Annotated in this window: 16 protein-coding genes; 6 read left to right on the top strand and 10 right to left on the bottom strand. The window is 41.9% G+C overall.

Going from position 1 to position 14,329, the window contains the following annotated elements; genetic code table 11:
• Positions 1 to 187: 187 nt before the first annotated feature.
• The 3 genes from ACTRWI_RS06530 (at position 188) to ACTRWI_RS06540 (ending at position 3,585) form a co-directional block, all read left to right on the top strand.
• Positions 188 to 982, top strand: coding sequence for a winged helix-turn-helix domain-containing protein (locus ACTRWI_RS06530; protein WP_499129961.1), 795 nt, complete (start codon positions 188 to 190; stop codon positions 980 to 982).
• Entirely contained in the window at positions 979 to 1,440 is a 462-nt protein-coding gene (locus ACTRWI_RS06535) for a hypothetical protein (RefSeq protein WP_499129962.1), read from the top strand. The genes ACTRWI_RS06530 and ACTRWI_RS06535 overlap by 4 nt, the downstream gene beginning before the upstream one ends.
• Positions 1,441 to 2,103: 663 nt before the next feature.
• Positions 2,104 to 3,585, top strand: a complete 1,482-nt coding sequence (locus ACTRWI_RS06540) for an aerolysin family beta-barrel pore-forming toxin (RefSeq protein ID WP_499129963.1) — start codon at positions 2,104 to 2,106, stop codon at positions 3,583 to 3,585.
• Between the two features lie 116 nt (positions 3,586 to 3,701).
• Here the strand turns inward: ACTRWI_RS06540 and ACTRWI_RS06545 are convergent, their stop codons facing one another.
• Positions 3,702 to 4,337 (bottom strand): LysE family translocator, encoded by a 636-nt coding sequence (locus ACTRWI_RS06545; RefSeq protein WP_499129964.1) that lies wholly within the window; start codon positions 4,335 to 4,337, stop codon positions 3,702 to 3,704.
• 294 nt (positions 4,338 to 4,631) lie between these two features.
• Between ACTRWI_RS06545 and ACTRWI_RS06550 the strand changes: the two genes are divergently transcribed.
• Entirely contained in the window at positions 4,632 to 6,104 is a 1,473-nt protein-coding gene (locus ACTRWI_RS06550; RefSeq protein WP_499129965.1) for a carboxypeptidase M32, read from the top strand.
• A 120-nt stretch (positions 6,105 to 6,224) separates the two neighbouring features.
• Here ACTRWI_RS06550 and ACTRWI_RS06555 read toward each other — a convergent pair whose 3' ends face one another.
• Both ACTRWI_RS06555 and ACTRWI_RS06560 read right to left on the bottom strand, forming a co-directional pair.
• Positions 6,225 to 7,226 carry a metal-dependent hydrolase gene (locus tag ACTRWI_RS06555; protein ID WP_499129966.1) on the bottom strand — a complete coding sequence of 334 codons (1,002 nt, stop codon included), beginning with the start codon at positions 7,224 to 7,226 and terminating at the stop codon, positions 6,225 to 6,227.
• A gap of 223 nt (positions 7,227 to 7,449) precedes the next feature.
• A complete protein-coding gene (locus ACTRWI_RS06560; RefSeq protein ID WP_499129967.1) occupies positions 7,450 to 8,259 on the bottom strand; it encodes a sulfite exporter TauE/SafE family protein in 810 nt (269 codons plus the stop codon).
• A gap of 318 nt (positions 8,260 to 8,577) precedes the next feature.
• Here ACTRWI_RS06560 and ACTRWI_RS06565 point away from each other — a divergent pair, with 318 nt between their 5' ends.
• A complete protein-coding gene (locus tag ACTRWI_RS06565) occupies positions 8,578 to 9,555 on the top strand; it encodes a DUF1852 domain-containing protein (protein ID WP_499129968.1) in 978 nt (325 codons plus the stop codon).
• Positions 9,556 to 9,633: 78 nt separating this feature from the next.
• A complete protein-coding gene (locus ACTRWI_RS06570) occupies positions 9,634 to 10,662 on the top strand; it encodes a methionine synthase (protein ID WP_499129969.1) in 1,029 nt (342 codons plus the stop codon).
• 94 nt (positions 10,663 to 10,756) lie between these two features.
• Here the strand turns inward: ACTRWI_RS06570 and ACTRWI_RS06575 are convergent, their stop codons facing one another.
• The 7 genes from ACTRWI_RS06575 to ACTRWI_RS06605 all read right to left on the bottom strand — a co-directional run bounded on the left by ACTRWI_RS06575 (position 10,757) and on the right by ACTRWI_RS06605 (position 14,243).
• Positions 10,757 to 11,239 carry a tetratricopeptide repeat protein gene (locus tag ACTRWI_RS06575; protein ID WP_499129970.1) on the bottom strand — a complete coding sequence of 161 codons (483 nt, stop codon included), beginning with the start codon at positions 11,237 to 11,239 and terminating at the stop codon, positions 10,757 to 10,759.
• A gap of 228 nt (positions 11,240 to 11,467) precedes the next feature.
• On the bottom strand, positions 11,468 to 11,839 hold the full coding sequence (locus tag ACTRWI_RS06580) for a RidA family protein (protein WP_499129971.1): 372 nt from the start codon (positions 11,837 to 11,839) through the stop codon (positions 11,468 to 11,470).
• 10 nt (positions 11,840 to 11,849) lie between these two features.
• Positions 11,850 to 12,191 (bottom strand): GNAT family N-acetyltransferase, encoded by a 342-nt coding sequence (locus tag ACTRWI_RS06585; protein ID WP_499130039.1) that lies wholly within the window; start codon positions 12,189 to 12,191, stop codon positions 11,850 to 11,852.
• 162 nt (positions 12,192 to 12,353) lie between these two features.
• Complete coding sequence (locus ACTRWI_RS06590; protein WP_499129972.1) at positions 12,354 to 12,872, bottom strand: GNAT family N-acetyltransferase; 519 nt, start codon at positions 12,870 to 12,872, stop codon at positions 12,354 to 12,356.
• Positions 12,873 to 12,904: 32 nt separating this feature from the next.
• Entirely contained in the window at positions 12,905 to 13,156 is a 252-nt protein-coding gene (locus tag ACTRWI_RS06595; RefSeq protein ID WP_499129973.1) for a hypothetical protein, read from the bottom strand.
• 29 nt (positions 13,157 to 13,185) lie between these two features.
• A complete protein-coding gene (locus ACTRWI_RS06600) occupies positions 13,186 to 13,308 on the bottom strand; it encodes a hypothetical protein (protein WP_499129974.1) in 123 nt (40 codons plus the stop codon).
• A 98-nt stretch (positions 13,309 to 13,406) separates the two neighbouring features.
• Positions 13,407 to 14,243, bottom strand: a complete 837-nt coding sequence (locus tag ACTRWI_RS06605; RefSeq protein WP_499129975.1) for a DUF3626 domain-containing protein — start codon at positions 14,241 to 14,243, stop codon at positions 13,407 to 13,409.
• Between the last annotated feature and the right edge of the window lie 86 nt (positions 14,244 to 14,329).

Consider the following 14,329-nt stretch of genomic DNA (forward strand, 5'->3'; position numbering starts at 1 on the left):
ACATCACTATTAGAACGAAAGCTTAATTAGGCATTACTTATATTTAATAATTGTTAAATATTATGTCTTTTCAAGAAAGCAAAAAAAATTACAGAAAAATTAACATGTGACTTTAATTCATATATGAGTCAGTTTATAGTCGATTACATTGTTGAGATAATTATAATAAAAATAAAACGTTGGCTATATGATCAAATTTGACCCTATAACAAATCGTATTTATAACGACGATCGTTCTATTAAGATTGGATACAGAGAGAGCCGTGTTTTAGAACTACTACTTAAACACGCACCTGATATTGTGAGTAAGGTGGACATTATTAACTACGCTTGGGGTAGCGAGTTCATAGGAGACACCTCTCTTGCGAAAAGTATCAGTTTGCTGCGCCAAAAGTTCGTCAAGTTAGGTACTAAAGACTCACCAATAGTGACAGTTCCAAAGGTAGGTTACCGCCTCATCGACCATTGCATTTGCATCGAATCGACTGGGGACGGTACGAGCATCACTGCGCCTGAAGATACCACTACAACGCAAGCTGACAACGAGCTTAAAACGCCCTCAGGCGAAGAGCACAGTGAAACGCAAATACTTCCCATCTATCGCAAAATTGCGTGTTATAAGAACTTCGCCTGCTATTCCATCGCTGCCGCCCTAGTCACAGCATCAATCGTGCTTGCATTCAGTAAATTTCACGACAAGAGCCTCCATGAAGTCAAAACTTCTGATCGTCTGACCGAATATTGGATAGGTCAACTACAGATATTTCAAGACCCTCAAATGACGCTAACCCCAGATTTGAAAAGGATTCTTAACAAGTATCAATGTGACTGTATTGCTTACATCAGCGAAGAACCTGGTTATTCTGAACTTGCGATACTCAATAAAGTGACTCGTAAATCAGTAAATATTTTTTACAACCCATCACAACTGGACAAAGCCAGTAAAGAGATTGAGCTATTCCTAGAAAAGGGGTCATTATGATGCCATTTATTGCCGTCTTCTCCGCACTAATCTTGTTTGCAAGCGTCTGGAGTATTCCGGATTCTCACAAACTTGAAGATCACAGTTACCAGCATAGTATGATCGATTTGCTCTCTGAAGATAACGTATTACGAAGCGATGGATTCACTAAAATTAGGGATAACAAAGTTCTGCATATCGTCTCCATTCAAGACGATAAAATACCAACCCCTATCGTTCTTCGCTTTCAAGGAAATGCGGGATACTCTACATCATTCAATTTTGTCATTGCTGGCACTTTAGACCTACTGTCGGTACAAAAAATAAACGAGGCAATGAACGACGATTTGTTATCACCATACCTTTTGTTGAACAATGATCCACTAACGTTGAATATTGATATTTTGAGCGCGAATGAAGCATTTGCCATTATTCGGAGTTGTAATACAGGTCGTACTCAGCTGTTAGCTAAACGCTAAATTACCTCCTTAACGAGTAATAAACTCCCTTCAAAGTTATATTATTTAAGATGGATTTCGACTCAATTCGAAATCCATCTCTTTCCTTTCATCAATTATTTATCTAAGTTTCATTCTCAAAACTAATGAGTCTCATAATTGAAACACCCTATCTCCCCTTATCTATTCCATATATCGTCACTTCATAATAAGAACTAACGAAACAATTGAAGTAAGATCTCATTCTTAGTTCCAAATAACCTCATAAGTACGAAGTAATACTATTCACAAGTGATTTTTTTGAAAATAATAATCGATTAAATAGAGCTTATCGTTAAATCTCAGATCCCAGCCAGACATTGCCAACAACAGTAATTACTTGGTTATCCACGCTAAACCAAAGAAGCATTTTCAACCTCAAATCCACATTGACGTAAGTCGAATCCTAAGAAATCTTCATTTTTCTAAATTCAGTTTGAAGTGAGCCGAAAAAATTTATATTCGTTGCATCAATTTTTCATCAATAGATAACATTAATAATTTAATCCATTGATTTTATTATTAAAAAATATTCAAGCATTTTCAGTATCGTTATTTTTGTCAGTATGAAAAAGTCAAATGGTCCTGCACAAGCAAGACATAAACAGCGTTACCAATATAAAAATGAAAATGAGGGGATTGTTTGTGATCAGTAAAAATAAAAGTATCTTGGCAGCAGCAGTGTTGTCTGTTCTATCAACCAGTGTAAACGCAAAGATTTACCCAGACCAAATAGTGTTTGACCAACTTGGTGAGGATGCATGTCGCTCTGGTTATCGCCCTATAGACCGTTATGAAGCCGAAGAACACAAAAGTGCTTTACTCGCTCGTATGGGCACTTGGCAGATTACGGGATTGAAAGGAAACTGGGTAATTATGGGATCGGGTTATCACGGTTTGATTAAACAGGATGTTCCGAACGGTAAAACCTTCTGCTACCCAAACAATGATCAATCTGAAATCCCGAACTACCCTGCTAAGTCAATCGCTGAGGGCAGTGAAATTGATGTTGAATATGGCCTCGTCACTGATCGCAAGGACTTTGTTCGCCCGCTAAGTTACTTAGCTCACTATCTGGGTTACGCCTGGGTTGGTGGTAATAATAGCCCTTATGTTGGCAAAGATATGACGATTAACCGTTCTGGCGACCGCTGGGTTATTCAAGGAAACAACAACGGTTCTTGTAGTGGTTACCGCTGTGGCGAAAAGACAAAAATAATCGTAGATAACTTTACCTACACTGTTAACGACGATAATTTCTGGCATGGTGATGTAACAGAGTCAGACCGCGAACTAGTAAAAACTGTATACGCAACGGCAAAGAATTACAGCAATGTTCCTCAGCAAGTGGTGGTTGATTTAAAAGTCGACGAATCAACAAACTGGTCAAAAACAAACAGCTATGGTTTTTCAGAAAGCGTTCAAACAGAGAATACGTTTAAGTGGCCTTTAGTTGGCGATACCAAGCTCACTATTAAGTTTGAAGCGAACCAAAGCTTCTCAAACTCTAACGGTGGCTCGACTAGCGAACAAGTTACGCTTCAAGCACGCCCTATGGTTCCAGCGAATTCAGAACTGCCAATTCGCGTAGAACTGTACCGTTCAAGCATCGCTTACCCATACCGATTCAACGCTGACATTAGTTACGATGTTGAATTCAAAGGATTCCTTCGTTGGAGTGGTAATGCATGGCACACTCACCCAGATAATCGCCCAACTAAGCCACACACCTTTACTATGGGCCGTACTAGCGATAAATCCGCTGATATTCGCTATCAATGGGATCACCGCTACATTCCTGGCGAATCAAAATGGTGGGACTGGGGTTGGGCTATTAAAGAAGCTGGCCTGTCAAACATGCAGTACGCAACAGGCGGAAGCTTACGTCCTTTCCACTCTTTCGTCTCTGGTGATTTTTACGCAGAATCACAATACGCAGGTACGATCGAAATTGGCCAAGCCAAACCATTAAATTCAGGCGGTCTACGTTCTCGTAGCGCTATTGAAGGCGAGAACCAAACCACTGAACAGATTGGTGATATTGATGTGACCACGAACTTTGATGCTCAAGAACTGAGTGACTTAGGCTTTGAAGGCGCTGAGTTCAATGTTCGTTTAGCTGACTAATATAGTCATCTACATTCACGGTAATAGGACACCAGCCGTGTATGAGGACAAAGCCCACGCTAAAATGGTAACAAGAACCTGGCGTGGGCTTTCTTTTTTGCATAAAGAGACAGAAACTAAGCTGGCTTTTCCATCAGAAGCTTAACGCCCAACCCAAACAATATCATACCGGTTACGCCTTCCATCCACTTCATGAAGCTTGCATTCTTTAGTAAATTTTTAGCTGAATTTAAAGCTCCAGCCAAACCGCACTGCCAAAGCATAGCGATGATAAAATGAACCGAAGCCATTAGCATAGACTGCAATAGCGGCGAGCCTTCAGGATTAACAAATTGAGGTAAAAATGCCAAATAGAAGACTGCAGTCTTGGGATTTAAAACGTTAGATAAAAAGCCCTCCCGTAGCGATCGTTTGGCACTATAGGCTTGTTGAGTTTGCTCGCCTACTTTCAACCCACCGCCTTTTTTCATCAATGCACGTAAGCTACTTAAACCAAGCCATATTAAGTAAACAGCACCCACTATTTTTACGGCTTGAAATAGCTCTGCCGATTGAGCAAGAATCGCAGAAATACCGACTGCAGAGAAAAAGGCGTGTACATATAACCCAGCACAGATACCGAGGCTCGTCATACAGCCGTCAGCTAAGCCAGAGCGACTGGTATTACGAATCACCAATGCTGTATCCAAGCCAGGCGTTAACGTTAAAATAGTGATGGCAATCAGAAATGCCTCAAAGTTCAAAATATCCATATCATTATCATCTTTGTTCAGCGATCTACCATCAATACCGCTTATCTGCGCACTTCGCAAGCAACAATTACCACCAGCTATACAAGTCACTGATTTTGTGCACAATGGTACAGTTTAATTTGTTAAAAAATAGTAAATTTGAGCCACCGTATCGCTTGATACTATTATTGCTATATCTTCGACTGAGAAGTACAGCATTAGTCAAAGCGAAGCCGTAATAAAGCACATGAGAAATGAACCTTATCGATCTTCCGTTTTAAGGACATTCAACGAAACCAAATTAAGAGTAGTCAAATGAGCGCATTCAAAAAACTAGTCGAACACTCTCAAAAATGTTCACGTTTTCAACATCTAGCTTCAATTTGTGGTTGGGACCAAGCGTCAATGATGCCAGCAGGTGGTAACAAAGCGCGTAGCGAAGCGATGGCAGAACTTTCCGTTCATATTCATGGATTAATGACTCAGCCACAGCTGGCCGATTGGATCTCTGACGCTGAAAACGAAGGCCTGAATAACGAACAACAATCATCGCTTCGTGAAATCAAACGTCAATGGCAGCAAGCTAACCTACTTCCTGAGAAACTGGTTGAAGCTAAGTCGCTAGCGGGTTCAAAATGTGAGCATGCATGGCGTAGTCAACGTGGAAACAACGACTGGGTTGATTTCGAAAAAAACTGGCGTGAAGTGGTAGAGTTATCTCGAGAAGAAGCTCAAATTCGTGCAGAAGCAGCTAACCTAACACCTTACGATGCAATGCTAGATATCTACGAACCAGGTACTAGCTCAGCATCATTAGACACCTTGTTTGCGGATGTTAAAACTTGGCTTCCAGGTCTCATTGATGAGGTCATTGAAAAGCAATCAAGCGAGCAATTTAGTGCTCCCAACGGCTTTTATGCCGCTGAAAAGCAAAAAGCACTAGGCTTAGAAGTCATGAAGTTACTTCAATTTGACTTCAATCACGGCCGATTAGATGAAAGTGTTCACCCATTCTGTGGTGGTGTGCCTTCAGATGTCCGTATCACAACTCGCTACGATGAAGCCGAATTCGTTCAAAGCTTAATGGGCATCGTCCATGAAACAGGACACGCGCGTTATGAGCAAGGCTTACCAAAACATCTAGCAGGCCAGCCTGCAGGTCAAGCTCGTTCTATGGGTATCCATGAATCTCAATCGCTGTTCTTTGAGATGCAAGTTGGACGTAGCGACCCATTCATCGGTCACTTGGCTTATCTAGCGGGACAACAATTCTCTGGCTCGGAATTTGAGAAAGATAACTTCCAGAAGATCTATACTCGCGTTAAGAAAGACTTCATTCGTGTCGATGCTGATGAGCTAACCTACCCTGCACACGTTATCTTGCGCTATGAAATTGAACGTGACCTGATCAACGGTAAAATCAAGCACACTGATGTGCCTGAGTTATGGAACAGCAAGATGCAGTCTTACCTGGGTTTAAGCACGGAAGGTAACTTCACCAATGGCTGTATGCAAGATATCCATTGGACAGATGGCGCATTCGGCTACTTTCCATCTTACACACTAGGTGCGATGTACGCGGCTCAGTTCATGGCTTCAATGAAAAAGACTATCGATGTGAACTCAGTAATTGAAAGCGGCGACCTATCCCCTATCTTCACTTGGTTAGAGTCGAATATTTGGAGCAAAGGCAGCCTACTCACCACCGATGATTTAGTAAAAGGTGCAACAGGTGAAACCTTGAATGCGCAATACTTCAAAGATCATTTGAGAAACCGATACCTTTAATTATCCCATCAACACAAGCTGTATATAACAATAAATGAAAAGGCTGATCAGGTTCCTGACTCAGCCTTTTTATAGAAAAATGGTTCTATAATATCCAATAAACACAGAGTTTTATTTATATTACTTACCTTTCAACATATCGAAAAAGATCTCTCTCGACACTGGTGTATTGTCTCTGTGCGTCTCGTACAAAACGTGTTCCTCAGCGTCTGCAGACTTCGATAACTTGATACTCCACAAGGCTTTTAGTTGGTTAGGTACGATCGAGTAACGAACATCAATAACCCGAAGCGCATCATTTGGATCTTGTGAGATAAAACCATTCGAAAACCAGCGGAAACGCTCAATATCTTTTGCTTGCTGTGAATTAGGGTCGAGCCATGGGAAATCTCTATTAACATTGAGTTTCGCAATAGACTCTCCTGGGTATGTCTTGACGGATGTACCTACTCGCACCGCATCCACGTGATAATGGCCTTCTGTCTCATACACGACTTTCCAAACCAAAATATTGGCAAAGCTTGGCTTAGCATCAAGCCGAATAGGGTCATGCTGCCTTTCTTGCGCTAGCTGCCACCCAATGGCTTCTGCTCTATCACGTTGTATCATCCCCAGGGTTGGAAAAATCAGTGCCCAAGCAAATGCAGTGCGGGCTAGCCATGGAGTTCGTTTCCATGTCGCCAACACCAACAATATTAAGATAGGAATAGTGTAGACAGGATCAATAATCGAAATAGTATTCCAAGCAAACCGCTCATTAGTCAGTGGCCAAAGTAGTTGAGTACCGTAGGTTGTGCAGGAATCTAGCAATGCATGTGTGCCATAGCCCAATGCGCAGTATAACCAGATTTGTTTAAAAGAGAGCCCGCACCTTTTTGCAAAGAGAGGATACAAAGCCAGAGCGCAAATCAAACTGCCCATGGGGATAAATAGGAGCGAATGGGTAAACTGTCGATGAAACTCCAAGGCCAACAATGGATCACTCTCTGAGCGAATAAGCGCATCCAAATCTGGCGCCATTCCAGAGAGCAAACCTAAAGCCCCCGCGGCCACCAAATGTTGCTTTTTACTCGCAGATTGCGACAAAGAAGCACCTAGCACACCCTGTGTTAACGGATCCATAAATCACTCACTTTTAGCAGTCCCTTAACCTGAATACGTACATTTAGCTATAGCAGCGAATCAGGTTAAACAACAAGATTTTATCAATATACTCATACACATAATCGTATAAATGCAGACTGGCAAACAAAAAGAGCAGCCTCAAGACTGCTCTTTGTTCGCCTACATAAACTCAGCAAGTATTCAACTTTGCAAACGGGTTAAGGCCATGAACTGTCTGACACTAACGAGTGACCATGCTAACCGCGATAATCACCAACAAGACAGAGAAGATCTTCTTAATCGTTGGAACGGGTAAAAGGTTTGTCGCCTTTGCTCCGAAAGGAGCGGTGAACCAAGACGTACACACGATACCCAACAAGGCAGGCAAATAGACAAAACCTGCAAAGCCATCACTTAGTGCAAAGTGGCTGCTGCCCGAGGTGATGTAACCGATAGAGCCGAATAGCGCGATGACAATGCCACATGCAGACGCACAGCCAATCGCCTTTTTCATATCAACTGAAAAGAAGGTTAGTAGTGGCACTAATAGCGCACCGCCACCAATGCCTATCATTGCAGACAAGCCGCCCGTAATGGTTGTCAGAACCGTTAATACGCCTTTATTCGGTAGCTTTCGCTCTGAAGGTGCGTCGCTTTTGCTGCTCAGGAACATCTTAACTGCGATAAGTACCACACTGACTGCAAACACAATACGAACAACTTTTTCCGGCAACAAAGCCGCCATAAAACCACTAATCAAGGCACCTAGTGCTACGCCGTACATAATCCAAGGCGCAATATTCCAGGGCACATTTCCATTCTTGTGGTGAGCAAGTGCAGAAGAGGTTGAAGTAAATAGAATCGAGGCCAAAGAAGTCGCAATTGCAGCAACAACCACTTGGTCAGACGGTAAAACATCTAGATACAGTAAAATGCTGCTTAGCACAGGCACAATGATCAGCCCCCCACCAATACCTAACAACCCGGCAAGAAAACCAACACCACTGCCTAACAACGCGCAGTAAAAAATCAACAACAGCAAATCACTCATTTCATCCCTCTTTTAATTGAATAAACCATCTTAAATAACTCGATATAATTGTGGTTATATTTCCATTAAGATAATTAATATAACTGACACCAGCTTTCATTTTCAAATAGATAGATCATGAATATTCCTCATGTTGATTGTGAAGTAATACCATTTTTAATCACAGCTCTGTCCAAGTATAAAAATACTAAGCGAATAACTTAGTACAAACTTTCAAACGAAATAGCCAACACTCTTGATACGATTACAAGCGAAAATAACGCAGTGATACAAAAGAACGAGAGTAAGTCAGACAACGGATTGGGAAGTCAGAATAGTATGAATAACGAATTTAATTTTACGATTAAGAGCATCAGCCTCGACGAAAACTACACACCCGCAGACAGTACGCGTATCACAACGAACTTTGCTAACTTGGCTCGCGGTGAAAGCCGCCAAGCGAACTTACGTAACGCTTTACAGATGATTGATAATAGCTTCAATGCCTTAGCTCATTGGGATAACCCTAACGGTGACCGTTACTCTGTTCAACTAGAAATCATTTCAGTTGACATGGACATCGAAAGCAACGGGGAAGCATTCCCTTCGATTGAAGTGCTTAAAACCAACATCCTTGACCGCCAAACTAACGAGCGTATTGAAGGTATCATTGGTAATAACTTCTCTTCTTATGTCCGAGATTATGATTTCAGCGTTTTACTTTTGGAGCATAATAAAGGCCAAGATAAATTCAGTATTCCAGCGGACTTTGGAGAATTGCATGGCAAACTTTTTAAATATTTCGTCAACTCACAAGCTTATAAACAGAACTTCAAAAAACCACCTGTTATTTGTTTAAGCGTATCAGATAATAAGATCTATCATCGTACCGAAAATCAACACCCAGTATTGGGTTTTGAATATCAGCCGAATGAGTCTTCTTTAACGGAGAAATATTTCAAGAAGATGGGATTAAAAGTTCGTTATTTCATGCCACCAAATAGCGTTGCTCCACTAGCATTCTATTTCTTTAGTGATTTACTCAATGATTACTCAAACTTGGAGTTGATAAGCACCATAAGCACCATGGGAACTTTCCAAAAGATCTACCGACCTGAAATTTACAACGCAAACGCTGTTGCAGGAAAACGCTACAAACCTAACTTGAAAAATTCGGACCACTCACTGACTCAAATTGTGTATGACCGCGAAGAGCGCAGTAAGCTGGCTATCGAACAAGGTAAATTCGCAGAAGAACATTTTATAAAGCCATACCAATCGGTTCTAGAGAGCTGGTCTGCCAATTACGCTCTGTAACGTGCTTTTGGGGACATTCAAACCGATTTGGACAGCAATTAAACGCTTCTAGCAACCTACGGACAGGCAGAATTATTTATGAAAACACTATTACCGACTTCAACTGCAGGCAGCTTGCCCAAACCATCTTGGCTAGCACAACCGGAAACACTCTGGTCTCCATGGAAACTGGAAGGCAACGTACTAACGGATGGCAAACAGGATGCATTGCGTGTATCGCTTCACGAACAACAACAAGCAGGCATTGATATTGTCAGCGATGGTGAGCAAACACGCCAGCACTTTGTAACGACCTTCATTGAACACCTTAACGGTGTTGACTTCGAAAAACGTGAAACAGTGAAAATACGCGATCGTTACGATGCCAGTGTCCCAACCGTCGTTGGCCCGGTTGCACGACAGAAACCGGTATTTGTTGAAGATGCGAAGTTTCTGCGCCAGCATACTGACCAACCTATCAAGTGGGCACTTCCGGGACCAATGACCATGATAGATACACTTTACGACGCGCATTACCAAAGCCGTGAGAAACTAGCGTGGGAGTTTGCCAAAATCCTAAACGAAGAAGCAAAAGAACTAGAGGCTGCCGGTGTAGACATTATTCAGTTCGATGAGCCAGCCTTTAACGTGTTTTTCGATGACGTTAATGATTGGGGTATCGCTTGCTTGGAAAGAGCCATTGAAGGGCTTAAGTGCGAAACCGCAGTCCACATTTGCTATGGCTACGGCATTAAAGCCAACACAGATTGGAAAAAGACATTAGGCACTGAGTGGCGCCAATATGAAGAAGTATTCCCTAAGCTTCAACAATCAAACATCGATATCATCTCGTTAGAGTGCCATAACTCTCACGTACCACTTGAACTGCTTGAGTTGATTCGTGGTAAGAAAGTGATGGTTGGCGCTATTGATGTTGCAACCGATTCCATCGAAACACCGGAAGAAGTGGCTAGTACTCTAAGAGAAACACTTAAGTATGTTGATGCAGACAAGCTCTACCCTTGCACTAACTGCGGTATGGCTCCCCTACCTCGCAACATTGCCTCAGCTAAGTTGAATGCACTCAGCGCTGGTGCAGAGATAGTGCGTAAAGAGCTTTCTGCGTAACGCTGATCAAAACGTATAAAAGCAAATCCTTCAAGCCTAAGTGTCACTCGATACTTAGGCTTGAAGGATTGGTAAATTGCCGATTGAAACTCATTTACCAAGTTTTATCCAAGTCATTTGCGTATAAAGAGATAGCCCGTTGGTACTTTTTAATAGCATCACTATTGGTTCTGGAAACCAATAACTCAATTAACAGAGATGTCGCTTCTTTATGTCGACCTAAATTGTACAGACACATCGCGTAAAACGGCTGAACTTCAAGGGATTCAGGATACTCTGCTATCGTCTGTTCGAAATAGCTTAAAGCCTCAGTATATTGACCTAGACTTCGGTAAGTGCATGCTAAGCCAAACAATGCGTCAAAGCGCTCTACCGAAGAAAGCTTCCCTTGCAGAGACAATACATAATGCTCAATCGCCTGCTGTTCCTTGCCTTGATTATCGTATGACCAGGCTATCTGTAGGTGTGCTTTGGCTTCAAAATTTTCATCACTTAATAGTGTTGCCAACAAGTCTCGCGACTCTTGATATTTCTGTTCTTTACGAAGCGCAATGGCTTGTGAGATAGTTGTTTCCATTCTTAATACCTGATTGCTCTACAGTTGGGATACACGAGCTTCCAATTTGAGTCCATTGAGTTGCCTAGACCGCAAAAAAAATAGTGCGTTAATTAAACGATGCTAGCACACAAGCAGAATTTGCAATATTGGTTTACGTACAACCTAGCCCCCAAAAAATACCAAGTTCGACACGCGAAAAGTGATTCGGCTCTTCTTAAGTTATGGACGCTTTTCTATATTTAGTTATCACAGTGCCACCGTCGCCTCAATCTCGATCCTTAAATCAGAGTGAATCAATTTAGAGACCTCGACTAGAGAGCAAGCCGGAAGATACTCTCCATAAAAGTCGAATAATAATTCTCGAATAATGCCTAGTTCAGACATATCACAGATAAAGATCGTCAGCTTAATAAGATCACTGACTGCTCGCTGTTCATGCTCTAGTATTTGCTTGATCTGACTAAGTATCTCGTTTGTCTGCTCACCAATTCCTTGATCCTGTGAACTTGTGTCGTAAGCAGTTAATCCAGAAACATAAAGTGTGCCGTTGTGCTTTGTCGCGTGAACATAAGGCCCTGCAATTGATGGCAAGCCATGATAATTAATTCGTTCAACCATTTCGTTTCTCTTATAGTCCAACTAGAGGTCGTTCCATTTCAACGAGCCCTTTCACTTCAGAAATCTTAATAAACCCTTTTGATTGATAAAGCTTAATAGCGGGGTTCTCACTGAACACGCGCAGCACTAACTGAGTCGATGCCTGACTGTTCGCATGTTCAATCACTAAATCTAAGCACCTAGAACCAAAGCCCCTGCCTTGGTGCTCGGTTAATATCTGTAAATCTCGAAGGAAGGTTGTCTCACTGGTGTAACTAAAGCGGACAACGCCAATACGATTATTACCTACATAAACTTCATAATTATCTAGCTCATCCCAACTGCGTAAAAACTGTTCATGACCCCAAACGATTCCACGCGAATCTTAGTAAGGCGCCATATTCGTTTTGGTTATTAGCTCTGCGAATTTTGGGTCTGAACCTTTGACCAATTCTACGTCCATATTGTGTCCTTTGTTTTCAAATTGCTTCCTAATACTCCATCCAAAAGTGCCATAAGTATTGAATCAAAGACATTAGGAAGATTTAAGAGGTATATCCTTATCTAAAGCCTTTTCCAACCACATTGAACTGATGTATTTGCCATTTTTCTTTGCATATTCATTGAACACACCAACTTCTCGAAAACCAAAATGCTTATGCAGTGCGATCGATGCCTCATTGGGTAATGCCACACCGGAAAGAACTCGATGAACACCGAAATCAATGATTGATGCGAACAGCTGAGAATACAACTTAGAGCCTATTCCTTTACCTTTTGCATCTTCAGCTAAATAAATTGTAACTTCAGCTGTATCTTCAAATGCTGATGTTGCCCTGTACGGTTGAGAACATGCAAAACCAAGTAGCGAGTCGTTTTCGGTTGCGACATAAAGTTGATATTTACTATCACTCGAGAATTGAGAGAACCATTGCTGCCGATTTTCCAACGTAAACTTGCCTTCTTCAAAGCGCGCGTTAGTGTGCTCAATATAGAAATTGAAGATGCAAGTAATAGCGGCTATATCGGACAACTCTGCAGTTCTGATTTTCATTTTATACCCTTTTGGTTCGCACTAATTTACGATTAAGACTTAGCATCGACCTTTTCTATAAACCAACTCCCTTGGCACGGGCCATTGGCTAAATGCCAACGACCATCAAATCGCTTGCCGCAGCCAGTTACTGAAAAGTGATAGTCCCACTGTCGATGTTTGGCATATAACCATAATGTACCGATTTCAGAAACCCAACCCTCTAATGCTGTTCCGTTGCAGGTAAGCCTCAAAGTCGCTTTACCTTCACGAATGATTCCTATGATAGCTGTTCGCTCACACATATTATTGCCATTGGTGTTAACTCGGTGACCTAGCCACTCACCGTCAAAGTCAGTAAATGGTACAAATTGGGGACTATCAGGAAGCTTAGGAAACGACTCGGAGTTACTAGAGCCTTCAACACACCAGAGATAAAGCGTGCAATCTCACTCATTTTAAAATCCTACCGATTCTATTTTGCATGCGGGTTTCCCCTAAATGCTGGGCGTTGTGGTTAAAATCTCAGAAGAGCCCACTGATGTTATTAGAGATTTATTCTGATTGATAACCAAATCGAACCAAGTAATGCCAGACCTTCTTTACGTCTTGTTGGTCATAACCTTGCTCTGTCACAGCTAGCCCCAGTATTCTCGCGTTGATCTTTCCGTTTACTGCTAACTTTTTTGCGAGTTCGATAAACGACTGGCCACGATAATCTGGGTAGCGACTCATCTCTTCTATGCTCAGCTCGAAGCCATTGTGCCACTTTATCGGAACGCCCAATTTAACCGCGCGTTCTTCAATAATCGTCGAGCGGTAGATAGGGTCTAATACAAGGCATTCAATATCGTCTTTCAGAGAGATAACACCATGAACATGCGCTTCAATATAATCATCAAGTAAGTCAACATCGGATGACAATGCTGTATCAACTAATGCCTGCACACGGCTATCAACAGCGAAATCCTCTGGCTCAAAGAAGCTGTCTGGATAGCAGAACGTAGTTCGTTCCGAGGTCTCTGCTTTCAGTTGGAAATAACAAGATCCGAAACGAGGTGCAGCGCCAGTCTCATAGTTACGGTAGTTCAGTGCCCCATATTTAGGCCTAAGCCCATTTGGGGCATCATCATACGCGCCGTCGAACACTCGCTTTTCCCATAACCAACGGTCACCACCTGGGTAAGCCGTCATACCACCGTTACTGGTACCTGTTTCAAATTGAGACTTCAAACATCCATCTTCAGCAATTACTTCGAGCAAAGGTTTATTGTCGAACGTATAACGATCAGGGTGGAAGTTGATCGTCACCGCGCAACTCGTTAAACAGTCCGTGCCTTGTGATTTCAATCGGATATTTTCGATTGCTTGCTCAACTGCGTTGTCAGCCATGAAATCTCCTGTGTTCAAAAAATTAAATCATTAAATTACAGCCAAAAAGTTCAATCTGACTATGATAAACATCTGTTGAGAAATAA

The sequence above is a fragment of the Pseudoalteromonas sp. G5_S1_14_S5 genome, from assembly GCF_054968605.1.